Here is a 23390-nt window from a genome sequence, read left to right on the forward strand (position 1 = left end):
GGGCGGTTATGATTTATCAACAATTACAGAACTTCCCAGCAGGATTTCTCTGGGGCGGTTCCACCTCTGCCTATCAGGTTGAAGGTGCTTGGGATGAAGACGGTAAAAGTCCATCGATCATTGATATGTGCCAGCATCCAGCAGGGACGGCAGATTTTAAAATCGCCAGTGACCACTACCATCACTATAAAGAAGACGTTAAGTTATTTGCCGAATTAGGCTTAAAGGCATACCGATTTTCTGTCGCCTGGACCCGCATTATCCCTGATGGTTCGGGGGCGGTTAATCCTGCGGGGATCGCGTTTTATCAGAATTTGATTGATGAACTTAATCATTACGGCATAGAGCCAGTTGTCACACTTTACCATTTTGATTTGCCCTATTGTCTGGAGCAGCAGGGTGGTTGGGGGCATCGCGCCACGATTGATGCCTTTGTTGAATACGCCAAAGTGCTCTTTAGCCATTTTGGTAGCAAAGTAAAATATTGGCTGACGATTAATGAGCAGAACACCATGATCCTCCATCCTGGGGCAATTGGTACTCCGCCCAATGGTCAATTACCGGATAAAAAATCCTTATATCAGCAGAGTCACCATATGATGTTGGCACAGGCGCAGGTGATGGCGTTGTGTCATCAAATGTGCCCGGAAGGTAAAATTGGTCCGGCGATAAATACCACATCGATGTATCAGGAAACCTGTGCACCACAAGATGCTATCGCAGCCCATAACTGGGAAACATTACGCTGTTGGAGTTTTCTCGATGTGGCGGTGTATGGTCGTTACAATGCGTTGGCGTGGCGTTATTTGCAGGATCGTGGATTAGCGCCCACGGTGGAAAGTGGCGACAGTGAAATCCTGTCACAAGGGCGGCCGGATTTTGTCGCGATTAACTATTATTCGACGGCGACTATTGCTGCCAGCCGGGGAGATGCCTCAGATATCACGGCCCGTGCCGGAGATCAGCAGATCATGTTGGGTGAACCGGGAGTGTATCGCGCAGCAGAAAATCCGTTTGTGGATAAAACCCGCTATGGCTGGGTGGTCGACCCCATTGGTTTACGTCTCACGTTACGTAAGACGTATGAGCGCTACCATCTGCCCATCCTGATTAGCGAAAATGGTATTGGCGCACCGGATTCGCTGCAAAGCGACGATCAGGTTAACGATGACTATCGTATTGATTTTCTGCGTAAACATATAGAGCAAATGCAGTTGGCTATCAGTGATGGCGTAGAGCTAATGGGATACTGCCCGTGGTCTGTTATTGATGTTGTCAGCACGCATCAGGGCTATGGTAAGCGCTATGGCTTTATTTATGTCAATCGGACTGAACATGATTTACTCGACCTAAGGCGTATAAAAAAAGCCAGTTTTACCTGGTATCAACAAGTCATTGCCTCAAATGGTCAGTATCTTTGACCGTTGTTTGATATTCTGGGCGGTAGAGAACCGCCCATGGCACATGAACAGTTGGCATACTAGACAGCCCGGTAGACCGGGCTAATCATGATATAAAGTCATTGCGGCGCAAAGACAGGGGTGGCTAGAAAAATGGATGTCATTAAAGTATTGAATAACAGCCTGGTCTTATCTGTCGATGCCAACAATAATGAAGTTATTGTTATGGGGAAAGGTATTGGATTTAATAGCAAAATTGGTGATGCGATTGATGCTGGGAAAATAGAAAAAGTCTATGTGATACAAAACACTCAAACCAGTAGAGAATATGTTAGGTTGATCGAAAATACGCCAGAAGAGTATATATCTTTGGTGCAGAATATTATGAGTGACGCCAATGCCAGCCTGAAGGGAAAGCTTAGTGAACAGCTATTTTTTACTCTAACGGACCATATTACCTTTGCCATCGAACGTTTTCACAAAGGGATTTCAATCCAAAATAGATTGTTATACGAAGTAAAAAGATTTTATCCGCATGAATTTTCCATTGCGCAACAAGCAGTTAAATACTTAAATGAGAAACTCAATATTCAGTTACCTGAAGAGGAAGCGGGAAATATAGCTTTCCACTTGGTTAATGGTCAAACTGATATTCAGAGTATGGAAAGTACACTGCTCTCAGTTAAGATGTTGAAAGACATATTTAATATTATAAAATACCATTTTAATGTCGTAATTGATCAAGACTCGCTAAATTACCAACGCTTTTTGACGCATATGCAATTTTTTATCCAGCGAATGATTGAACGTAACCAGATAGAAACCAAAGATGACTTTATTTTTGAACAAATGATCCGCGAGTACCCTGGTGAGTACCGTTGCAGTATGTTAATCGGTGAATACATCAAAAACCTGCTCAGTATTACTCTCTCAAATGACGAAATGTTGTACTTAATCATTCATTTAGTTCGTATTGCAGGCTCGTCAATAGATGAAGAGTAGCACCAAATAACAACAGGTGGTATTTCAGTATAGGTTTGTCTGTCAGCGACAAAAAAGTATAACAGACAAATCTCACATCCTTCAGATTATTTAATTACAAAACACCAAGTTAAGTTAATTAAAATAAACTTGACGATAGCCTCGCAATTACAATACATCGTTGCACCTTAACTGTTCTTTTATTTTAAATAGAGTGGTAGTTTGCCATTCTATATTCACATTTGAATTTTTTTGTGTTGTTTTTAACATCAATAATAATTTTTAAGTGCCAGGTTGGTCGATGCCTCATTGAGATACATCAGTCAAAAAATATCAAATCACTATAACCGGCTAAAGCATTAGATCCGTTACCTCCCGTTCCTTAGGTGCTACCCAATAGTAGGTCTAAAATGAAAAAAATAAATCAGGATGTCGTGCTTACCCCCGTCGAACAGATTGACATGTCGGGGAAATCTGCAATCAAGAGAGTTATTACACACTTAAATCAGATGAACATAAATACTATGCCAATGGCATTATTTATGACTATTTCAGCTATTGTATTCATTTCGGCTTATGCCAGTTATTTACCCAAAAATATGATTGGCGGGCTGGCTGTAATCATGACGATGGGTTTTGTTTTATCACATATCGGCCGCCACATACCGGTGTTGAAAGATATCGGTGGGCCAGCAATTTTGTGTTTAATGGTACCCTCGGTTTTGGTTTATTTTGGTATTTTCCAAACCAACACCTTGGATACTGTCCACTTGCTGATGAAAGAGGCGAACTTACTCTATTTTGTTATCGCCAGTCTGGTGGTCGGCAGTATTCTTGGGATGAACCGCGTGGTGCTTATTCAGGGAATGACCCGGATGTTTGTCCCGCTAGTGGTGGGAACCATTACGGCGGTGGTTACGGGGTTGCTGGTGGGTAAATTATTTGGTTTTACTCTTTATCACACCTTCTTCTTTATTATTGTACCTATCATCGGTGGCGGTATTGGTGAGGGCATCTTGCCATTGTCGTTGGCTTACTCGGCTATCCTTGGTCAGGCTCCTGATGTGTATGTGGCCCAACTGGCACCGGCTGCGGTGGTGGGGAATATTTTCGCTATTATTTGTGCCGGGGTGCTGGCTCGTATTGGTCTGCGTCGCAAGGATCTCAATGGCGAGGGGATGTTAATTCGCTCGGCACAAGATAATGCGGTATTTACCGCCCAGGAAGGGCCAAAGCAAGCCGATTTCCAACTGATGGGCGGTGGGTTATTAATGACCTGTGCTTTCTTTATTGTCGGGGGCTTATTTGAAAAGATTGTCCACATTCCCGGCCCGGTGCTAATGATTTTGATTGCGGTGATGTGTAAATATGCGCAGGTTATTCCGTCGAAAATGGAACAAGGTGCGCACAGTTGGTATAAATTCGTCTCCACCACACTGGTATGGCCGCTGATGATTGGATTGGGGATGCTGTATGTTCCACTGGAAAGTGTCGTCGCCGTATTCTCTGTCGGTTATGTGGTGGTGTGTGGTGCGGTGGTGTTGTCGATGGCCGCAGTCAGTTTTATTATCGCACCCTATCTGAATATGTATCCGGTTGAAGCGTCGATCGTCACCAGTTGCCACAGCGGGCTAGGTGGCACCGGTGATGTTGCTATTCTCTCTGCCTCGAACCGAATGTCACTGATGCCATTTGCCCAGATAGCAACCCGTATCGGCGGTGCGTCCACCGTCATTGGGGCTACGTTACTGTTGGGTTGGATTATGTAAATAACTGCCCGATAAGACTGAGGTCATCAGCGGCATCCCTGAGCGGATGCCGCTGGTTTTTTATCAGGACAGTTTCTGTGCGTGCTGGTTGATAAAAACAGCTTCGAGGCAGTGCGGCTCATTACTGGCAATACTGCTTTAAGACTTCTTGCTGGCTGGGTAGCAACTTGTAGAGATAAACTGGCCGACCGGTCGCACCGTAAAGTACCTTAGTGCTTAAAACTTCGGTATCAGAAAGGTAAATCAAATATTTGCGACAAGAAACCCGTGAAATACCAATGGCGTTCGCCATTTGTTCGGTTGAAAATTCCCCATCCTGCATTTCCTGAATCCATTCACACACCGTGCGCAGTGTTTGTGCTGTCAGCCCCTTGGGTAGCTTCTTGCGCTCAGTTGGCGTCGTATTGCTACGCCGCAGTAATGAGTCGACATCTTCCTGAGCACAATATTCACGTTGCCCCAGCAAACTCTGTTTTTCCCGGTAAGTGGAGAGTGCCTCTTCGAAACGCGAAAACTGGAAGGGTTTAATTAAATAGTCCACTACACCGTATTGCAGCGCTTTCTTAATGGTATTCACATCGGTGGCAGATGAAATAACAATCACGTCAGTATGTTCGCTGAATTCACGCAACACTGGCAGCAAATCCAAGCCATTGTCTTGGCGCATAAAAACATCTAATAACACCAGGTCAATGGGGTGTTCTGTTGTCATCAAATGCTCTCTGGCTTGCTGTAAACTGGACACTGTACCGCAGCAGTTAAAGCCTGCCACTTGGCTCAGATAGCACTTGTTCAGCTCAGCTACCATTGCATCATCATCTACTATCAATACATTAATCATGATTTACCGCGCTGATGTTGTTTGAAGGAATGTCATTCGGTGTGATGTCGTAAGGAAGGCTGATAAAGAACTGGGTAAAAACGCCCGCTTCAGAATCAAATTCTATATTGCCACCAATACTCTCTAAACTCTGACGCACCAGGCTCAAACCGATACCGTGCTCATTTCCTTTAGTGGAAAAACCATTATCAAAAATACGGCTTTGCAATTCTGATGCGATACCCGGCCCATCATCGCTGACAACACAATGTAGCCGGCCATTTTGATAGTGGAAGCTGACATTGATCTCCCGTTGACTCAGGCTACCAATGGCGTCCATGGCATTCTCGATTAGATTACCCAACACCGTAATCAAAGTGGTGGTCACTTGCTCATTATCGGTATCGGGGAGCAGGCTTTCGTCACTGATGGATAGGGTTATCCCCAAATCGCGCGCACAGTTAATTTTCCCCAACAGGAAACCGGCTATCACCGGCGATTTTACTTTACGCAACAGCGATCCAATTTCTGCCTGATAATTATTGGAGGTTTTAACGATGTAATCTTCAAGTTGCTGATAATACTTCATATGCAACAGACCCAAAATGACATGAAGTTTATTCATAAATTCATGTGACTGCGCCCGTAACGCGTCGGCATAGTGCACCATACCGGTTAAGCGTTGCATCAGTTGGCTCACTTCAGTTTTATCGCGGAAGGTGGCAATAGCACCGATAATATCGCCTTTTACTATTACCGGCACGGTGTTGGTCAGTAATATGCTGCCATTAAAGTTTATCTCTTCATCACGGCGAGCGATGCCCGTTTCCAATACTTGCTGTAAGTACAAGCGCACCGGCCAATATTTGCTGGCATTACTTAATAATAAGTTCTCCATCGGCCCACTTTGTTTAAATAAGCGCTTTGCTTCATGGTTAACGACGGTAATGCGTGAGTTGGCATCAACCGCAATGACGCCTTCCTTAATGGATTGCAACATGGCGTTACGCTGTTCGAATAAATTAGATATTTCATACGGCTCGAAACCTAGCATAATTCGTTTAAGCGCTTTGACTAAAAACCAGGTGCCCAAGGAGCCAATCAAAGCTCCGAATAATATGGTCCAGGGAATGGTCCAGCGAGTTTCGCTCACTACCGAATCGATACTGGTCAGTGAGATACCAATGGCGACCACCCCTAACTGTTTGCCGTGCGGCTCATAGACCGGAATAAAAATACGTAATGCTTGCTCAAGGACGCCACGGTTTATCGCACTGTTCTCTTTCCCCTCAAGCGCAGGTTGCAGATCATTACCGATAAAGTGTTGACCGATCATTTCAGGATTAGGGTGTGAATAACGGATGCCTTTCATATCGGTAACCACGATGAACAACAGACCATTGGCTTTCTGAACTTCACTGGCATAAGCCTGAATCTGCCGTCCGGCAGCCGGGTCACTCAATCCGTTAATAATCGTGGGCGAGAACGATAATGTACGTGCTACGGCAACGGCCTTGTCTTGCAAACTATCCTGTGCCATTTGACTGAGCTGAATAAAGAACAGAGTGTGAACCACCAACAGCACCGAGACAATGACCCCAGAAACCATCAAGGTAATCGTGGTGCTGAGCCGTAACGGCACTTTTTGCTTTGCTGCCGTTGTTGCGTTGTTCATGTCATGCTCCAGAGACACTGACCAGTGTGATGCATCGACCGCTAGATTGAGGTAATAGGGGTGGGTGAATCAGCGGTAAGCTAAATAAACGGGTAAACTCAATTACCCTATAGTTTACGCCGTTTATTTATTAGGATGCTAAGACTTAGAATTACTTTAACTACATAACGATTTATATAATTATTCAAACTGAATGCTGTCAGGCGGTTGTCCCATTTGCCGCGCAAGGAACCGCTACAAGCGGTTTTATCATCAATTTGCCAAGCGCGGGACGGAGGCGATGATCAATTCAATCTCTTTATCGGCCAACTCGTCATGGGCCGCTGCCGATAAACTGCTATCAGTGATAACCACATCAAAATCAGTTAATGGTAATGCCAGATAGGTGGCTATTTTGCCGTATTTTGACGCATCAGCCAGTAGCACGCGCTTACTGCTGACTTCACAGACTGCCCGTTTGACCACCACCTTATCTTCGTCTGGCGTAGAGATACCCCGCAATCCCCAGCAGGACGCGGAAATAAAAGCGATATCAATGGACAAGTTTCGTAGGGCGCGGGCTGCTGCCTCACCGACACATGAGCGGTTTTCACGACACAGTGTGCCGCCGGAGTGAATCATTCTGCATTGGCAGGATTCAATCAGAAAGTTGGCGATCACAAAGTCATTAGTCACCACCAATAAATCATCTCTGGCTTCCAATTGGCGCGCCAATGCCAGTGTCGTTGTTCCCGCATCAAGATAAATACAGCTATTACGTGGAATATGCAGTGCGGCTGACATGCCAATGGCATTTTTCTGGCTGCTATACATCAGTGTCTTATCCAGATGCGAGGGTTCTGCGGCCAGCCGCTCGGTGGAACGCACCCCACCTGACACTGATAGCACTGCGCCTTGCTCTTCCAGCTTCTGCACGTCACGGCGAATAGTCATGTGTGATACGCCTAAACGATCAGTCAGTTCAGCAATGCTAACCACTCCACGTTCGGCAACCAGTGCCAGTATCTGTTGGTGACGTTCAACCGGTATCACGTTAACTCCTCGCCAAATTCACCCACTTGCGGGCTATAGGATGGTAATTAATGTGATTATACGTCAAGAGTGAAAATTTCTTTCTCATTTTTTAACGTAAATGTTACGCACCGCGGTGAAATGGGTGATGTTACGGGTAAAAAAAGGCGGTAAAAATAGCTAATCGATTAATTTTGCTGCTGAATGCAGGGGTGAGCTACTGAATGGGTAAATGTGAAATGATGTGATTTAATGATTTTTGGTGTTAATTATTGTGATTTCACTCACGATAACAGCCCTTACCTCCGGCTATGCTTAACATAAGAAATCAAATTATCACCAAAATTAACACGGAGAGAATATGACTCACGCAGAAACACTATCAGTATGCGTTATCGGGCTAGGCTCTATGGGAATGGGGGCCGCACAGTCTTGTATTAAAGCCGGGCTACAGACCTACGGCGTTGATCTTAATCCGCTGGCACTGGAAACCTTACGAAAAAATGGCGCGATAAGTGCCCAAGTCAGCGCGGATGATTTTGCCAAAAAATTGGATGCCGTTGTGGTGCTGGTGGTGAATGCTGCCCAAGTAAAACAGATTCTATTGGGCGAGCAGGGGTTGGCGGCCAAATTAAGGCCCGGCACTGCCGTTATGGTGTCGTCAACTATCTCAGCCCAGGATGCCAAATTGATCGAGCAAGGGCTGTTGGCACATAACCTCATTATGTTGGATGCGCCAGTATCGGGCGGCGCAGTTAAAGCTGCTGCGGGTGAAATGACGGTAATGGCCTCCGGTAGTCGTGCTGCTTTCGAAAAGTTACAGCCAGTATTAGACGCGGTAGCCGGGCAGGTTTATCGCATCGGTGATGAAATTGGCCTGGGCGCAACCGTGAAAATTATCCACCAGTTGTTAGCCGGGGTCCATATTGCTGCCGGTGCCGAAGCGATGGCTCTGGCCGCGCGCGCGGGGATCCCGTTGGATACGATGTATGAAGTTGTCACCCATGCTGCGGGTAACTCGTGGATGTTTGAAAACCGTATGCGCCATGTCGTAGATGGTGATTATTCGCCCAAATCGGCGGTAGATATTTTTGTAAAAGATTTAGGGCTGGTGACCGATACCGCCAAAGCGCTGCACTTTCCTCTGCCATTGGCATCAACTGCCTTCAACATGTTTACTTCAGCCAGTAACGCCGGTTTTGGTCAGCAGGATGACAGCGCGGTAATCAAGATTTTCAGTGGTATTACCTTGCCGGAAAAACAGGAGAATATCTGATGCGACTCGGTGTAATTGCGGATGATTTTACTGGTGCGACCGATATCGCCAGTTTTCTGGTGGAAAATGGCATGTCGACGGTGCAAATCAATGGTGTGCCTGATGCCGATTATCATGTGAATGCCGATGCGGCAGTGGTCAGCCTGAAATCACGATCTTGCCCAACGGCAACTGCGGTGGCGGACTCACTGGCGGCCCTGGCATGGTTACAAGCGCAGGGCTGCCAACAATTCTACTTCAAATACTGCTCAACCTTCGACAGCACCGCGCAAGGCAATATTGGCCCGGTCACTGATGCATTACTGGATGCACTGGGTCAGCAACAAACCATCATCTCTCCGGCGCTACCGGTGAATGGAAGGACGGTATATCAGGGCTACCTGTTTGTGATGGGGCAACTGCTGGCGGAGTCGGGAATGCGTAATCACCCAGTGACGCCGATGACAGACAGCAATCTCTTGCGGCTGATGGACGCACAAGCGCGCGGTCGCAGTGGATTAATCAACAGTACAGTGATGGACCAAGGGGTTCAGGCGGTGAGATCACAGCTCGCTCACCTAAAGGAAGAGGGCATACGTTATGTGGTGCTGGATAGTTTAAACGAGAGTCACTTGCTCACGCAGGGTGAAGCAGTACGCGACATGGTACTGGTGACCGGGGGATCCGGCTTGGCCATCGGTCTGGCACGGCAATGGGCTGGTGATGAGTCCCATCAGCCGCAAGCCACATCTGCTGGTGCACCACAAGGCAAACTGTGTGTGGTGCTGTCGGGGTCATGCTCGGCGATGACCAACCGTCAAGTGGCTCGTTATGCACAACAAGCGCCTAGTCAATCGGTAGATATCGCCCGTTGCCTAAATGAACCTGAATCTTATGCTGAAGAGTTATGCGCGTGGGTAATGGAAAATGCGGGCGGTCCGTTGGCACCGTTACTGTATGCCACCGCTGAACCCGAGGTGTTACAAAAAATTCAGCAGCAGTGGGGGGCGGCTGCCAGTAGTGAGGCGGTAGAGCGGCTGTTCGGTACCATTGCACACCGTTTACAACAACTTGGCTTCCAGCGTTTTATCGTGGCTGGTGGCGAAACCTCAGGGATTGTTGCGCAGTCACTGGGTATTCAAGCTTTCCATATCGGCCCGGCAATCTCACCGGGAGTACCTTGGGTAAAATCCACAGATCATCCGGTTTCACTGGCGTTGAAGTCAGGTAATTTTGGTGACGAAAACTTTTTTGCCAGAGCACAAACGGAGTTCGCAGTATGAATGAGCAGCAAGCGCGGGAAGAGATGGTTAAGTTAGGCGCGTCCTTTTTCCAACGGGGCTACGCCACTGGCTCTGCGGGAAATCTGTCAATGAAACTGGCTGATGGCACATTATTGGCCACACCAACAGGTTCCTGTCTGGGTGAACTGCATGCGGAACGGTTATCAAAAGTCAGTTTGGAAGGTGAATGGATCTCAGGTGATAAACCGTCAAAAGAGGTCAGTTTTCATCGCGCAATCTATCTTAATAACCCTGCGTGTGAAGCGGTTGTTCACCTCCATTGCCTCTATCTGACAGCGCTTTCCTGCTTACAAGGGCTGGATAGCCGTAATGCCATCAAGCCCTTTACACCTTATGTGGTGATGCGGGTCGGCGATGTCCCGGTGGTGCCATATTATCGTCCAGGTGACACACGGTTGGGTGAAGAGTTGGCAAAGCTGGCACCCCATTATCGTGCTTTCCTGCTGGCAAATCATGGCCCGGTTGTGGTGGGTAAAAGCCTACGGGAAGCCGCTGATAATATGGAGGAGCTAGAGGAAACCGCTCGTCTGATATTTACGCTGGGTGACCGACCTATTCGCTATTTGACTGATGACGAAATTGCAGAGTTAAGGAGTTAAAGATGCCTAAGTTTGCGGCTAATTTATCAATGATGTTTACCGAGGTTCCTTTCCTGGATCGCTTTAAGGCGGCCAAAGATGCCGGTTTCAGTGCGGTGGAATTTCTATTCCCTTACGACTATCCGGCGGCACTTCTTGCACAGACACTGGCAGAAAACAGTTTGCAGCAAGTGCTGTTTAATACCGCACCTGGAAATACCAGTAGCGGTGAATGGGGGCTGACGGCACTACCTGGCCGGGAGCAAGAGGCGCGCCGCGATATAGATTTGGCGTTGGAATATGCATTAGTGCTGGGGTGCCCGTCAGTCCATGTGATGGCCGGTGTGGTGCCGGTGGGGGCTGATCGTGCAGTTTATCAGCAGACATTTGTTGAAAATATTCGCTATGCGGCTGACCGCTTTGCCGAACATAATATTAAGGTAATGATTGAGGCGTTAAACCCGAAAATAAAACCTAATTATCTTTTTTCCAGTCAGTATCAAACCTTGGAACTGGCTAATGTTATTGACCGCCCTAATGTATTTACCCAATTGGATCTCTTCCATGCGCAAATAGTGGATGGCAACCTCAGTCAGTTAATTACCTCTTTAGCTGGGCGCTATGGCCATATTCAAATTGCCTCGGTACCGAATCGTCATGAGCCAGATGAAGGGGAGATTAACTACCCGTACTTATTCGATCTACTCGATAGTATTAACTATAGCGGCTGGATTGGTTGCGAGTATCAACCACGGGCTAATACGATGGCAGGCTTAGGCTGGATAAAACCTTACCAATCATAGCTGCTGTCATCGAACACTTCACCGGGTTGTTTGAATCACAGAAATAATAATTACAGAGTCGAGAAAACATCGTGATGTCGTTTGGCGGCCGCGCGCTATTTCTTCGTTACTCGCATTAGGCGGGTGTGGCTCAGAATAAGATTAATAGAAAAGTGCCAATAAGCACATAACAAACAACCTATGTAATATTTTTTGTTATCGAGGTTTAAATAATGTCTACCTCCCTACTGCTGACTATTGCTGTTGCCAGCGTTTTACTTTTATTAATATTAGTCATTAAAGCCAAGGTCCATCCCTTTGTTGCGTTATTGGTTGTCAGTCTGTTGGTTGCAATAGCAACAGGTATTCCGGTCAGTAATATCATGAAAGTGATTATGTCCGGTATGGGCGGATTGCTTGGTTCGATAACCATAATTATTGTGCTTGGGTCAATGCTGGGAGGGCTGATTGAAGCCTCCGGTGGTGCGGAATCTCTGGCTCAACGATTTACTGGCTCATTGGGGATCAAGCGCACGGTCATGGCATTAACCCTGACTGCCTTTATTTTGGGGATCCCGGTATTTTTTGAAGTTGGCTTTATCATTGTTATCCCGCTTATTTATGGTTTCGCTAAAGTTGCTAAAGTATCACCCATTAAATTTGGCCTACCTATGGCCGGGGTCATGCTAACAGTACATGTGGCCTTGCCAACTCATCCGGGAGCAGCGGCGGCGGCTGGGCTATTGGGTGCGGATATGGGGCGGCTAATGATGATTGGCATCCTTATCTCTATTCCAGTCGGGCTGATAGGGTATTGGGTCGCGAAGAGTATGAATCGGCGTAACTATGCGCTTTCAATTGACGTTTTGGAGCAGTTGCAGTTGGCAAAACCTGAAACCGGGATTGCTGCTGAACCGGCGAAGGATATTCGTGACCGAATCCCGGGGGCGGGTTTAATTGCTTCACTTATCATTATTCCCATCGCCTTGATCATGCTAGGTTCGTTGGCTGCTACCGAGTTGCCTGAAGAGAGCTTGCTGCGGGAGGTTATTGTGCTTATCGGTACGCCCGCCATTGCATTGTTAATTGCTCTGGGGTTAGCAACCTATCTGTTGGGTATTCGCCGTGGCTGGGGCAAGGACAAAATAGAACAGATTATGGGGGATGCTATTCCAACGTCGGCGGCGGTCATTATGGTTGCTGGCGCTGGTGGCGCTTTTGGTAAGGTTCTGGTTGAGTCTGGTGTTGGCAAAGCATTGGCGGTTTCACTGGAAGCTATCCACTTGCCTTTAATTCCCGCGGCTTTTCTGCTCTCGCTGGCATTACGTGCTTCTCAAGGCTCGGCTACCGTGGCAATCCTGACTACCAGTGGTTTGCTGACCCAAGCGGTTACCGGGCTTGATAGCATGCAGTTAGTATTGGTGACCCTTTCGGCGTGTTTTGGTGGCTTGGGGTTATCCCATGTTAATGATGCTGGATTTTGGGTGGTAACACGTTATCTGGGGCTTTCCGTCGCTGATGGATTAAAAACCTGGACAGTATTGACGACGCTGATGGGGCTAACCGGATTTGCTTTGGTATGGTTGGCATGGGTCTTGGTATAAAGAACAGCAGTCGATAGGAATAAACTAATAATAAGAGTCCGCAGGCCAGGCGGATTCTTATTACATTCACTTTCCCTGTGGCGATTATTCCCCAACACTTTGCCAGTAATCACTCACTATTATGCTAATTTAATGTCAGCTTACCTACTAATCTACTACCGCTAATTAAATCATTCCTACGTCGTTATGCCTATCACATATCGCTAATGTCATGATACTGCAATAGTATCGTTGTTCTCTCGTCTGACCAAAAATAATCAATCTTATTGAAAACAACTGATATACAGCTTTCTAAACCTAAGCTATCTTAGCTTAAGAATTTCATGATTAATTGATAAAACCAAAGGTGAAAGAAGCCAGGATTCATTATTACCATTTTATATAAATTAAAATGTGAAAGTATTACTGTCGCCTAAAATAAGTGGTAGAGGCAAAAAAAAAGACAGAAAAATAAACAAAAGGTAAACGGGAGATAGCGAATATGCCTACAGATGATAGCAAGAATGGAATTATCGACTACGTATCCACCGGGCATCTACCTGACCCAGACACTGTGGTTAAATTGGTGCAAGAAGCTCATAAACGTTTTGGTGCAGATACCGAAGGTGTAGTTTCTAGCGTTTATCCTGCATTGGAACGCGTTTCGCCGAATCTGTTTGGCGTCTGCATGGTTGGCACCAACGGTAAAGTGCATTCTGCCGGTGATGTAGATGTTGAGTTTACCATCATGAGTGTCTCCAAACCCTTTGTGTTTGCGCTGGTTTGTCAGGCTATCGGAGCCAAAGTTGCACGTGAAAAACTGGGCGTGAACAGCACCGGTATGGCATTTAACTCCGTTACTGCGATTGAACGCACGCCAGATGGCCGCACTAACCCGATGGTGAACTCCGGTGCGATTGCCACCACCAGTCTGGTACCTGGATCAACCAGTGATGAGCAGTGGAAATTTATCTATGACGGATTGTGCCGTTTTGCCGGACGCAAGCTGACACTAAACGAAGAAGTGTATCAATCTGCTTGTGAAACCAACTTCCGCAACCGTGGTATCGCTAATGTGCTGCATGGTTATGGCCGTCTGGGGTGCGATCCTCTTATTGCTACCGACTTATATACCCGCCAATGTTCGCTGAATGTCAGCGCCAAAGATCTTGCGGTGATGGGCGCGACACTGGCTGATGGTGGGGTTAACCCACTGACTCGCGAGCGGGTGGTGGACAACGATGTATGCCATTACGCATTAGCGGTAATGGTAACAGCAGGGTTGTACGAAACGTCTGGTGACTGGCTTTATGACATTGGTCTGCCGGGCAAAAGCGGTATTGGTGGTGGAATTGTGACGGTGTCACCTGGAAAGGGGGGGTTAGGGACGTTTGCACCGCTACTCGACAGTGCGGGTAACAGCGTTAAAGGGCAACTGGCTGCCCGGTTCTTATCACGTAGTCTTGGGATGGACATGTTTGTTTCTGAGCCTTACACCGAAAAGAGTTGAGTTACACGATCTGAGCATTGCGCAGACAGTCATATTGTTTCGTGTGCAAGGTTGATTTAAGAACGAGAGCACTTGGTAGACGAAATTATCTCGCAAACCAAAGGGCTCGAAAACAAGAATACATGTCAAAAGGACAGAGAATTTATGGCGAATCAATCAACTCACCGCGCTGGCGCGGAAGTTAAAGAATCCTGGGTGCCGATGATAACCATCGCATTAGCCCAGATTCTGATGTCATTCAACGTTGCTTCCCTACCGGTCGCATTGGGTGGGATGGTAAAAAGTTTTAATGTGCCACCCACCACGATCGCCACCGCGATTGTTATGTACTCATTATCTGTTGCGGGCTTCGTGATGTTGGGCGCCAAACTCAACCAACGTTTTGGGCCGCTGGTGGTATTTCGCAGCACAGTACTGCTGTTTGGTATCGCGCAGGTCATGATGACATTCAGCCCGAATGTTACTGTAATGATCAGTGCGCAAGCATTAAGTGGCTTGGCGGGGGCGGCTTTGGTGCCAGCTCTGGTTGCTTTGATTGCTGAAAACTATCGTGGTACACAACAGGCGACGGCGCTCGGTGCTTTAGGCTCAGCTCGAGCCGGTGCGGGTGTCGCGGCGTTTCTGATTGGTGGTGTCCTGGGTACCTATATCGGCTGGCGTCCAGCGTTCGGTATTTTGATTGTGTTATCGGCCGTGATCTTTGTGCTGAGTTTCCGATTGAAATCTGATAACGGTCGTCCTGAAGTGGGCATCGATGTGTTTGGGGTGGTACTGGCGGCATCGGCGATTATTCTGCTGTCGTTTGGTTTTAATAACCTGAACCGCTGGGGCTTCGGTCTGGTGCGTGATGGTGCGCCCTTTGATTTGTTAGGCTTCTCACCCGCGCCCTTCATGATTGTATTGGGTATTGTGCTGGGTCAGGCGTTTGTGGTTTGGACCCGTCGCCGTCAGGAACAAGGTAAAACACCGTTACTGGCACTGGAAGTGATTACCTCATCTACGGAAAAAGCGGCAGTATTCGCTATGTTTGCTGTGGTCGCACTGGAAGCGATGTTGAACTTCTCAGTGCCGTTGTATATCCAGATAGTGCAGGGCAGTACCCCGATGGCCACAGCGATTGCCATGATGCCATTTAACTTGTCAGTGTTCTTCTCCGCGATGCTGATAGTCCGTTTCTACAAGAAATTGACACCACGCAAAATTGGCCGTTATGGTTTTATCACCTGTACTATCGCCCTGTTGTGGTTGGCATTCGTGGTGCGCAATAACTGGAGTGAGTTCGCGGTACTGTTCGGTCTGGTGGTATTCGGTCTGGCACAGGGCGCATTGGTGACCTTACTGTTTAACGTATTAGTCAGTGCATCACCGAAAGAGTTGGCAGGCGATGTTGGTTCGTTGCGTGGTACGACTAACAACCTGGCAAATGCCATCGGTACTGCGGTTGCCGGTGCTTTGTTGGTCGGTTTGCTCAGTGCTAACGTGCTGCGTGGTGTGGCTGAAACGCCAATTCTGACGCCAGAAATTCAGGCTCAGATCAATATGGACAGCATCAACTTCGTCAGCAATGACCGCCTGCAAGGTGTGTTAGCTCAGACGACGGCGACACCGGAACAAGTTGCCGAAGCGGTGCGAGTCAATGAAGAGGCGCGTTTACGAGCGCTGAAATTTGGCTTACTGATTATGGCGTTGCTATCACTGCTGGCTATCTTCCCAGCAGGCCGCTTGCCTGATTACTTACCGGGTGAATTGCCTGCGGATAATCTGGATCCTAAAGCCCGCAAATAACATGCTGTATTGATAGAAGAAAACGCTAAAAAGAACCTGGCAGTGTGCTGCGAAAACAGCCACTGTCAGTGTTCAACCCGCTTTAAATCCCATCAGCTATAATCTCATCGACAGTGCGCCTTGTGGCGGCGCTGATGACTGATGCTCGTTTTACAACTTCAATATCGTAATCGCCGCGAACTGCAAGTGATGCATAAACTCACGCAGGATAAGCAGGCGTGCGGCAAACACATTATCTGCCGGTATCCCTTCAGAGGCTGCGGGTCTACCCATCATTACCGCCGCCAGCCTGTCAAACACCCGCTCTACCGCCTCAAGTGATAAGTGCATTTCGCTCTGTAAAGGCAAACCCGCGAGCAGAGCTATCTCGGCTATCTCGCTATCGGTGGTGACTAATTGCGAGGTTTTATTCAGCGCAGGGCTAATACGGATAACTTCATCTTCAACCACCATAATGGCGGTTTCCATCTCATCAGCCGTTGGCGGATTATGGCGGAAGTAGCGCTGAGCTGTATGGGTATCACCCACGGTAAGTGGCCATTGAGCACCAGTCGGGTCAATAATTACCGTGCTTGCATCACGACCAATATGCAGCAGGGTGATGACCTGCGCGCTATTACTGAGAGATGCGCGGATAGTTTCATATTCGGTCTGAATGCTATGCATTATCTACCACCTAAAGGGCTAGCGTTACTCAATTAATCCATGTGGAACAACCAAATTACCCCGGAAAACCTGCGGATTTACATGTTTACCCGCGCGGGCATCAATTAAGTCGACCACCTTTCTCGCCAATGTTTCTAATGAATACTCGATTGCTGGCACTGCTGGGATACCGGGTAATTGCACTGAACCATCCAGGCTGAAAACCATCACTTTATCAGGAACGGTATGCTTGAAGACATGCAATAGCGAGATGGCCTTTTGCGCTTCGATTTCATCCATTACCAACAGCGCATTAAATTGTGCGCCGTTATTCAATAGTGTCTGCAACGCCTCTGAAGAGGAGTGAACGTTACCCATCACTAAACTGCGGTTATAGGGAATCAGGTAATTCTCCAACGCCCGTTGATAACCCAGTAGCGTCTGTTCCGCCACCGTGCCAGAGGCATGATTTAACAGCGCAATATGTCGGCGGCCCTGACTGACCAAATAGTGACAGGCAGTTTCTGCTGCGAATGAGTGGTCGAATAAAATACTGTTGGGGGTAGAGGACTCAAGACAATCAATCATGATGATATTTTCATCATGAGATGGCAGCGCAAAGCGTGCGCCGATGATGATAATGGCATCACACAAACCATTGGCGAGCTCAGCGACAGCATTTACTACCCCGATGCTATTGTCGGCAAAACGCAGTAATAAATGCTTTTGATGCTGGCTAAACTGTTTTTCCAAGGCAAACAGATAACTGGTTGTTTGCTGAATGTGTTCAGTAGCGCAAATCACACCGACACACCCGGTTGACTGTGCAGTCAGAAACTGGGCGATGACATTCGGTTTATAATTCAGAGTCTCAACGGCCTTCATCACCGCCAGACGGCTCTCTTCCTTGACGCCGCGTGTACCGCTTAACACCCGGGACACTGTAGCTTTAGATACGTTGGCTAACCGCGATACATCATTAATAGTCGACATAACTTCACTCCACTTTATCTGATCAATGGCCAGAGGGCCTGGTCAGTTCCCTATTTCCTTGGTTCCAGTCTTACTGCATCTATTCTATACCGCGATCATCATAACGGAAACCGTTGTTACCAAGGAGTATCCAATAAAACAGCTCCCAGTGCTTAGCTTTTTGTGACGTCTTTCACAACTGCATATCTTTCAGTGGTTAAATATTTGAGCGCGCTCTCATATCTATTCTGTTTGCATGGAAACCGGTTTCCATTTTGTTTCCAATGAGGCTCAATATGACAAATTACTCTGAGGCGATACGTAATGAAAAAGATAATGTTGTGCTGCTCCGCCGGGATGTCTACCAGCATGTTAGTGAAAAAAATGTTGGCTGAGGCAGCAACGCGCGGACTTGAGGTTCAGATTGATGCTTTCGGTGCCAGTGAATTCAATGAACAGTTCAGCCGCTATCAGGTTGTGCTATTGGGACCACAGGTGAAATATATGCAACGTGATTTGGCGGCAATCGCTGAGCCTTTAGGGATCCCGGTGATGACTATCGACATGATGGATTACGGTATGCAACGCGGTGATAAGGTGCTCGACTTCGCCTTATCTCTTATTAATGCAGTGAAATAAAAGGTATCTGCCATGAGTTCTCTTTACCAAGCAATGGTTGGAATGATAGAGCAAACCATTACGCCACTGGCTGGGCGGCTGGGGCAACAAAAGTACATAATCGCCATTCGTGACGGGTTTACCTCGGCACTGCCGTTTATGATTATTGGTTCATTTATGCTGGTGTTCATTTTTCCGCCGTTTTCTGCGGACACCACATGGGGTTTTGCCCGTGGTTGGTTAAACTTCTCAAGTACCTATCGCGAGCAATTGATGCTGCCTTTCAATCTCAGCATGGGGGTGATGACCTTCTTTATCTCGGTGGGGATTGGTGCCAGCCTTGGGCGGCAATATAAGTTGGACCCAATCATGACCGGTCTGCTGGCATTGATGTCCTTTTTGCTGGTAGCAGCACCTTATGCTGATGGGCACATTTCAACCCAATATTTCTCAGGACAAGGGATTTTCACCGCCATCGTGACCGCGGTGTATTCCACGGAGTTGTATGCATTCCTCAAACGCCACAATATTACTATCCGCCTGCCGAAAGAAGTGCCGACCGGGGTTGCACGATCTTTTGAAATTCTGATCCCCGTAGTGGCAGTGGTTGCGACATTGCATCCACTGAATTTATTTATCGAATCCTCCACAGGAATGATTATTCCAGAAGCGATTATGCACCTGTTGGCACCTTTAGTTTCTGCCTCAGATTCGCTACCTGCCATTTTGTTGTCGGTTCTGTTATGCCAAATTTTGTGGTTTGCCGGTATCCATGGCGCATTGATTGTGACCGGTATCATGAACCCGTTCTGGATGACCAATTTGGCGCTAAATCAAGCGGCTTTAGCTGCCGGAGCGCCGTTACCTCATATCTATTTGCAAGGTTTCTGGGATCACTACCTATTGATCGGTGGTGTGGGTTCGACTTTACCGCTGGCCTTCCTGCTATTACGCAGCAAAGCCATTCATCTGCGTACTATTGGCAAAATGGGGATAGTCCCAAGCTTCTTTAATATTAATGAACCGATTCTGTTTGGTGCCCCCATCATCATGAACCCGGTGTTCTTCCTGCCTTTTATCTTCGTTCCGATGATCAACGCTACATTGGCCTATATCGCGACCAAATTGGGGTGGATAGCGCAAGTTGTGTCATTAACCCCGTGGACGACGCCTGCGCCAATTGGTGCTTCCTGGGCTGCCAATTGGGCGTTTAGTCCAGTAGTTATGTGTCTGTTATGTATGGTATTTTCGGCGGTGATGTACTACCCATTCCTCAAAGCTTATGAGCGCAGCCTGCTGAAAGCCGACCAGGAAAAAGAGCAACAACTGAGTTTTGCTGAGTCAGCTGAAACCCGCTAAGTCGTGATTAGATTAATCTTTACGGAGAGTATGATGAAGTATCAATTTCCACATGATTTTTGGTGGGGCAGTGCCAGTTCAGCCCCGCAAACCGAAGGTGAAAGCTTGAGTGGTGGTAAAAGTGCCACTGTCTGGGACACTTGGTTTGACAAGCAACCGGGGCGTTTTCATCAGCAGATTGGGCCGCAACAGACATCAACGTTTTATCAACATTGGCAGCAAGATATTGCTTTGTTGAAACAGTTAAATCACAACAGTTTCCGTACCTCCATCTCATGGGCGCGACTGATCCCCAACGGACGAGGTGAAGTGAATCCGCAGGCAGTGGATTTTTACAATGGTGTCATTGACGAACTGCTGGCACAGGGGATAACCCCATTTATCAATCTGTTTCATTTTGATATGCCAACAGTCATGCAGGAGTTGGGGGGGTGGGAAAGCCGCTATGTAGTGGACGCCTATGCTGAATATGCCGATACCTGTTTTCGTTTATTTGGTGACCGGGTACAACATTGGTTTACCTTCAACGAACCAATCGTGCCAGTCGAAGGTGGCTATCTCTACGATTTCCATTATCCGAATGTAGTGGATTTCAAACGGGCGGCCACGGTGGCTTATCACACCGTGCTGGCTCATGCTTTGGCGGTGAAAAAATATCGCCAACGTGAGTTAGGTGGTGAGATTGGCATTATTTTAAATCTCACGCCGTCGTATCCGCGTTCTGAAAATCCTGCGGATGTAAAAGCGGCTAATATCGCCGACTTACTTTTTAATCGCAGTTTCCTCGATCCAGTATTACGCGGCGAGTATCCGGCTGAGCTGACGGCATTACTGAAAGATTATGATCAGCTGCCTGCCTGCCAACCTGGAGACAGTGAATTAATTGTTGAGGGTAAAGTAGATTTACTCGGTATCAATTATTATCAGCCACGTAGAATTAAATGCCGCGATAGCCGGGTTAATCCAGAAGCCCCCTTCATGCCAGAATGGCTGTTCGATTATTATCAGATGCCAGGCTGCAAAATGAACCCGCACCGGGGTTGGGAAATTTATGAACCCGGTATTTACGATATCCTAACCAACTTACGAAAAAACTACGGCAATCCGCGCTGTTTTATTTCAGAAAATGGTATGGGTGTCGAAAATGAACAGCGATTCAGCCACAACGGTCAGATAGATGATAGTTATCGTATTGAGTTTGTTTCCGAGCATTTAAAATGGGTTCACCGTGCTTTGGCGCAAGGGAGCCATTGCCTTGGTTATCATATGTGGACGTTTATTGATAACTGGTCATGGTGTAATGCCTATAAGAATCGTTATGGCTTTGTTCAGTTAGATTTGAAAACGCAGCAACGTATCGTGAAAAAAAGTGGCGAATGGTTTGCGGCAACGGCAAATAATCAAGGTTTTGATGAGGTAGAGCGAAATGATTGATTTGGAAGAGGCCGTAATGGAGATTATGGTCAATGCCGGTCAGGCCAGAAGTCTTTGTTTTGAGGCATTGCGAGCCGCCCGTGAAGGTGATTTTGTTCAAGCGCATGCACTGTTATCAGAATCGGATGGCTTTACCAAGGCCGCACATCGGATGCAAACCAAGCTTATCGAACAAGATGCCGGGGAAGCCAAAACACCGATGACACTGATTATGGTCCATGCTCAAGATCATTTAATGACATCGTTATTAGCCCGTGAATTAACCAATGAATTAGTATTATTATATCAGCGAGGATAAATCGCCTTGGGTAAATGAAATTCATTGTGTAAGTCAAAGAGATATTTAAATTAACTATTGCACTGAGGTCAAATATGAATATTTAACCATGGCTGGTTATTTGCCAAAAAGATACTTCTGGGTATAAAAATAAATAAATCATTAACTCTTTAAAAATGGGTGAGCTGAGTATCGCCTTTATTTTGAGAGCCTAATACTTTACTTCACATTATCCTAAATAGAGATGGTTATTATGAATAAGTTTATACTGGTTGGACTTACCAGTCTTTTATCATTGCCTGTATTCGCTGAAGTGTCCTGGGAGACCCCACAAGGGAATCTGAAATTATACGGTGATGTTGAGATTAATATGGATGCTGCCAGTAAAAGTGGGTAGCTCACTTCTCTACGCACCAGTGCAAATAAAGACTGGAAAGCGGGGAGTAGAGAGCAATGGGATATTAATGGCAGAATACTGATCGGTCTGGATGGTTATCGGCGTATGAATAATGGCAATTTCGCAGGTTTCACTGTACAGCCACTGGCTGATATTGGTGGTCATATGAACCTCGATGATGCAGCCTTCTTCTTTGGTCATGAGAAAGATTGGAAGGTGAAAGTCGGTCGCTTTGAAGCCTATGATATGTTCCCACTGAATCAGGATACGTTTGTCCAACACTCAGGTAATACTGCGAATGATCTTTACAGTGATGGCTATGGTTACATCTATATGATGAAAGAAGGCCGTGGGCGCAGCAACAATGGGGGTAACTTCCTGGTCAGTAAAACTCTGGGTAACTGGTATTTTGAAGTTAACACCATTCTAAAAGACGGAACCACGTTATTTGCCAATAATACTTATCATGGTAATACGCTGGAAAATGAAAAAAATGTGGCGTATGTTCGTCCGGTGATTTCGTGGAAACAAGATAGCCTTTCTGCGGCTATAGCAATGGAAAGTAACGTTATCAGTAATGCCTATGGTTATCGTGATGATCAGGGCCAGTTTCAGGACCAATCGAAACGTAATGGCTATGGGGCAACATTCACTTGGAATAATCAGGATAAAGATCCTGACAATGGTATTGTCGCTAATCTGAGCTCAGCTTATATGGATGCAACAAATGAGAAGAACTTCAGTGCCGGGGCTAATATCTTATGGCGAAACTTTGAAATTGGTTATATTTACGCGCACAATGATATCGAATATTTCAACAGTGCAAATGCAGGGATAGTTACCTCGGGGATATTAACCTCGCCTGATAAATATGATGTTCACACGATCCACACCTCCTATAAAATTGCCAATATCATGGATATGAATAACTTTAATTTATATCTTGGTGCTTACTGGTCTAAATTGGAAGTGTCACCTGACAATAAAGTGGTTAATGCTGAAAACGATGACCGCTACGGTGTACGTGCCAGATTTAAATATTTCTTCTAATAGATTACTGGCGACCACATGAATTAAATTAGTTATTTAATATTTTACTCAGATTAAATTTCACTTAAATAAATGCCTGTCTGCGGAATTAGGTTATGCACGCCTGTGGTATTTCCGCAGCAGGCCAGGTTGTTTTCTACTCTTGTCCCCCTCAGAACCAGCGAATAAAAAACCTTCTATTTGAA

The 23390-nt window shown here is 46.7% G+C and carries 19 protein-coding genes and 1 pseudogene; 15 read left to right on the forward strand and 5 right to left on the reverse strand.

All coding sequences use genetic code 11. The features are described from left to right. Window positions 1–8 precede the first annotated feature (8 nt). The 3 genes from ACWJJO_RS09555 to ACWJJO_RS09565 all read left to right on the forward strand — a co-directional run bounded on the left by ACWJJO_RS09555 (window position 9) and on the right by ACWJJO_RS09565 (window position 4150). Window positions 9–1421 (forward strand): glycoside hydrolase family 1 protein, encoded by a 1413-nt coding sequence (locus tag ACWJJO_RS09555; RefSeq protein ID WP_083159095.1) that lies wholly within the window; start codon window positions 9–11, stop codon window positions 1419–1421. Window positions 1422–1553: 132 nt separating this feature from the next. Further along, window positions 1554–2402, forward strand: a complete 849-nt coding sequence (gene licT, locus ACWJJO_RS09560) for a BglG family transcription antiterminator LicT (RefSeq protein ID WP_372569090.1) — start codon at window positions 1554–1556, stop codon at window positions 2400–2402. Between the two features lie 389 nt (window positions 2403–2791). Continuing rightward, entirely contained in the window at window positions 2792–4150 is a 1359-nt protein-coding gene (locus tag ACWJJO_RS09565; protein ID WP_083159093.1) for a 2-hydroxycarboxylate transporter family protein, read from the forward strand. 121 nt (window positions 4151–4271) lie between these two features. Here ACWJJO_RS09565 and dcuR read toward each other — a convergent pair whose 3' ends face one another. From dcuR to ygbI, 3 genes are all read right to left on the reverse strand, one after another. After that, window positions 4272–4991: a two-component system response regulator DcuR gene (gene dcuR, locus ACWJJO_RS09570; RefSeq protein WP_481090957.1), complete on the reverse strand. Its 720-nt coding sequence runs from the start codon at window positions 4989–4991 to the stop codon at window positions 4272–4274. After that, window positions 4984–6645 (reverse strand): sensor histidine kinase, encoded by a 1662-nt coding sequence (locus ACWJJO_RS09575; protein ID WP_442848709.1) that lies wholly within the window; start codon window positions 6643–6645, stop codon window positions 4984–4986. Before ACWJJO_RS09575 ends, dcuR begins: the two co-directional genes overlap by 8 nt. 252 nt (window positions 6646–6897) lie before the next feature. Continuing rightward, window positions 6898–7677, reverse strand: coding sequence for a DNA-binding transcriptional repressor YgbI (gene ygbI / locus ACWJJO_RS09580; RefSeq protein ID WP_083159090.1), 780 nt, complete (start codon window positions 7675–7677; stop codon window positions 6898–6900). 340 nt (window positions 7678–8017) lie between these two features. Here ygbI and ltnD point away from each other — a divergent pair, with 340 nt between their 5' ends. From ltnD to ACWJJO_RS09615, 7 genes are all read left to right on the forward strand, one after another. Continuing rightward, a complete protein-coding gene (gene ltnD / locus ACWJJO_RS09585) occupies window positions 8018–8932 on the forward strand; it encodes an L-threonate dehydrogenase (protein WP_083159089.1) in 915 nt (304 codons plus the stop codon). After that, on the forward strand, window positions 8932–10194 hold the full coding sequence (gene otnK, locus ACWJJO_RS09590) for a 3-oxo-tetronate kinase (RefSeq protein WP_083159088.1): 1263 nt from the start codon (window positions 8932–8934) through the stop codon (window positions 10192–10194). Before ltnD ends, otnK begins: the two co-directional genes overlap by 1 nt. Next, window positions 10191–10814, forward strand: a complete 624-nt coding sequence (gene otnC / locus ACWJJO_RS09595) for a 3-oxo-tetronate 4-phosphate decarboxylase (protein ID WP_372569093.1) — start codon at window positions 10191–10193, stop codon at window positions 10812–10814. Before otnK ends, otnC begins: the two co-directional genes overlap by 4 nt. Before the next feature lie 2 nt (window positions 10815–10816). After that, window positions 10817–11596: a 2-oxo-tetronate isomerase gene (gene otnI, locus ACWJJO_RS09600; protein ID WP_083159086.1), complete on the forward strand. Its 780-nt coding sequence runs from the start codon at window positions 10817–10819 to the stop codon at window positions 11594–11596. 212 nt (window positions 11597–11808) lie between these two features. Beyond that, a complete protein-coding gene (locus ACWJJO_RS09605; RefSeq protein ID WP_083159085.1) occupies window positions 11809–13179 on the forward strand; it encodes a GntP family transporter in 1371 nt (456 codons plus the stop codon). 481 nt (window positions 13180–13660) lie between these two features. After that, window positions 13661–14668, forward strand: a complete 1008-nt coding sequence (gene glsA / locus ACWJJO_RS09610) for a glutaminase A (protein WP_083159084.1) — start codon at window positions 13661–13663, stop codon at window positions 14666–14668. Between the two features lie 144 nt (window positions 14669–14812). After that, complete coding sequence (locus tag ACWJJO_RS09615) at window positions 14813–16453, forward strand: MFS transporter (protein WP_083159083.1); 1641 nt, start codon at window positions 14813–14815, stop codon at window positions 16451–16453. Between the two features lie 150 nt (window positions 16454–16603). Here the strand turns inward: ACWJJO_RS09615 and ACWJJO_RS09620 are convergent, their stop codons facing one another. Together ACWJJO_RS09620 and ACWJJO_RS09625 are read right to left on the reverse strand one after the other, a co-directional pair. Further along, window positions 16604–17119: a hypothetical protein gene (locus ACWJJO_RS09620; RefSeq protein ID WP_083159082.1), complete on the reverse strand. Its 516-nt coding sequence runs from the start codon at window positions 17117–17119 to the stop codon at window positions 16604–16606. Between the two features lie 24 nt (window positions 17120–17143). Then, entirely contained in the window at window positions 17144–18091 is a 948-nt protein-coding gene (locus ACWJJO_RS09625) for a LacI family DNA-binding transcriptional regulator (RefSeq protein ID WP_481090958.1), read from the reverse strand. 303 nt (window positions 18092–18394) lie between these two features. Between ACWJJO_RS09625 and ACWJJO_RS09630 the strand changes: the two genes are divergently transcribed. The 5 genes and pseudogenes from ACWJJO_RS09630 (at window position 18395) to ACWJJO_RS09650 (ending at window position 23205) form a co-directional block, all read left to right on the forward strand. After that, entirely contained in the window at window positions 18395–18709 is a 315-nt protein-coding gene (locus tag ACWJJO_RS09630; RefSeq protein ID WP_042569652.1) for a PTS sugar transporter subunit IIB, read from the forward strand. A gap of 12 nt (window positions 18710–18721) precedes the next feature. After that, window positions 18722–20047: a PTS sugar transporter subunit IIC gene (locus tag ACWJJO_RS09635; RefSeq protein WP_083159080.1), complete on the forward strand. Its 1326-nt coding sequence runs from the start codon at window positions 18722–18724 to the stop codon at window positions 20045–20047. A gap of 33 nt (window positions 20048–20080) precedes the next feature. Next, window positions 20081–21481, forward strand: a complete 1401-nt coding sequence (locus tag ACWJJO_RS09640; RefSeq protein WP_420073727.1) for a glycoside hydrolase family 1 protein — start codon at window positions 20081–20083, stop codon at window positions 21479–21481. Then, window positions 21474–21779: a PTS lactose/cellobiose transporter subunit IIA gene (locus tag ACWJJO_RS09645; RefSeq protein WP_481090959.1), complete on the forward strand. Its 306-nt coding sequence runs from the start codon at window positions 21474–21476 to the stop codon at window positions 21777–21779. The genes ACWJJO_RS09640 and ACWJJO_RS09645 overlap by 8 nt, the downstream gene beginning before the upstream one ends. 223 nt (window positions 21780–22002) lie before the next feature. Next, window positions 22003–23205, forward strand: a pseudogene (locus ACWJJO_RS09650) (carbohydrate porin). The last annotated feature ends 185 nt before the right edge of the window (window positions 23206–23390 follow it).

The organism is Yersinia antarctica, assembly GCF_056636475.1.

Coding starts and splice junctions, on each gene's coding strand:
- ACWJJO_RS09575 (WP_442848709.1), bottom strand. CDS start 6,645: ATGAACAACGCAACAACGGCAGCAAAGCAAAAAGTGCCGTTACGGCTC.
- licT (WP_372569090.1), top strand. CDS start 1,554: ATGGATGTCATTAAAGTATTGAATAACAGCCTGGTCTTATCTGTCGAT.
- otnK (WP_083159088.1), top strand. CDS start 8,932: ATGCGACTCGGTGTAATTGCGGATGATTTTACTGGTGCGACCGATATC.
- ACWJJO_RS09565 (WP_083159093.1), top strand. CDS start 2,792: ATGAAAAAAATAAATCAGGATGTCGTGCTTACCCCCGTCGAACAGATT.
- ACWJJO_RS09620 (WP_083159082.1), bottom strand. CDS start 17,119: ATGCATAGCATTCAGACCGAATATGAAACTATCCGCGCATCTCTCAGT.
- ACWJJO_RS09625 (WP_481090958.1), bottom strand. CDS start 18,091: ATGTCGACTATTAATGATGTATCGCGGTTAGCCAACGTATCTAAAGCT.
- ACWJJO_RS09645 (WP_481090959.1), top strand. CDS start 21,474: ATGATTGATTTGGAAGAGGCCGTAATGGAGATTATGGTCAATGCCGGT.
- ACWJJO_RS09605 (WP_083159085.1), top strand. CDS start 11,809: ATGTCTACCTCCCTACTGCTGACTATTGCTGTTGCCAGCGTTTTACTT.
- ACWJJO_RS09635 (WP_083159080.1), top strand. CDS start 18,722: ATGAGTTCTCTTTACCAAGCAATGGTTGGAATGATAGAGCAAACCATT.
- ACWJJO_RS09615 (WP_083159083.1), top strand. CDS start 14,813: ATGGCGAATCAATCAACTCACCGCGCTGGCGCGGAAGTTAAAGAATCC.
- ACWJJO_RS09630 (WP_042569652.1), top strand. CDS start 18,395: ATGAAAAAGATAATGTTGTGCTGCTCCGCCGGGATGTCTACCAGCATG.
- ACWJJO_RS09640 (WP_420073727.1), top strand. CDS start 20,081: ATGAAGTATCAATTTCCACATGATTTTTGGTGGGGCAGTGCCAGTTCA.
- ACWJJO_RS09555 (WP_083159095.1), top strand. CDS start 9: ATGATTTATCAACAATTACAGAACTTCCCAGCAGGATTTCTCTGGGGC.
- otnC (WP_372569093.1), top strand. CDS start 10,191: ATGAATGAGCAGCAAGCGCGGGAAGAGATGGTTAAGTTAGGCGCGTCC.
- ltnD (WP_083159089.1), top strand. CDS start 8,018: ATGACTCACGCAGAAACACTATCAGTATGCGTTATCGGGCTAGGCTCT.
- dcuR (WP_481090957.1), bottom strand. CDS start 4,991: ATGATTAATGTATTGATAGTAGATGATGATGCAATGGTAGCTGAGCTG.
- otnI (WP_083159086.1), top strand. CDS start 10,817: ATGCCTAAGTTTGCGGCTAATTTATCAATGATGTTTACCGAGGTTCCT.
- glsA (WP_083159084.1), top strand. CDS start 13,661: ATGCCTACAGATGATAGCAAGAATGGAATTATCGACTACGTATCCACC.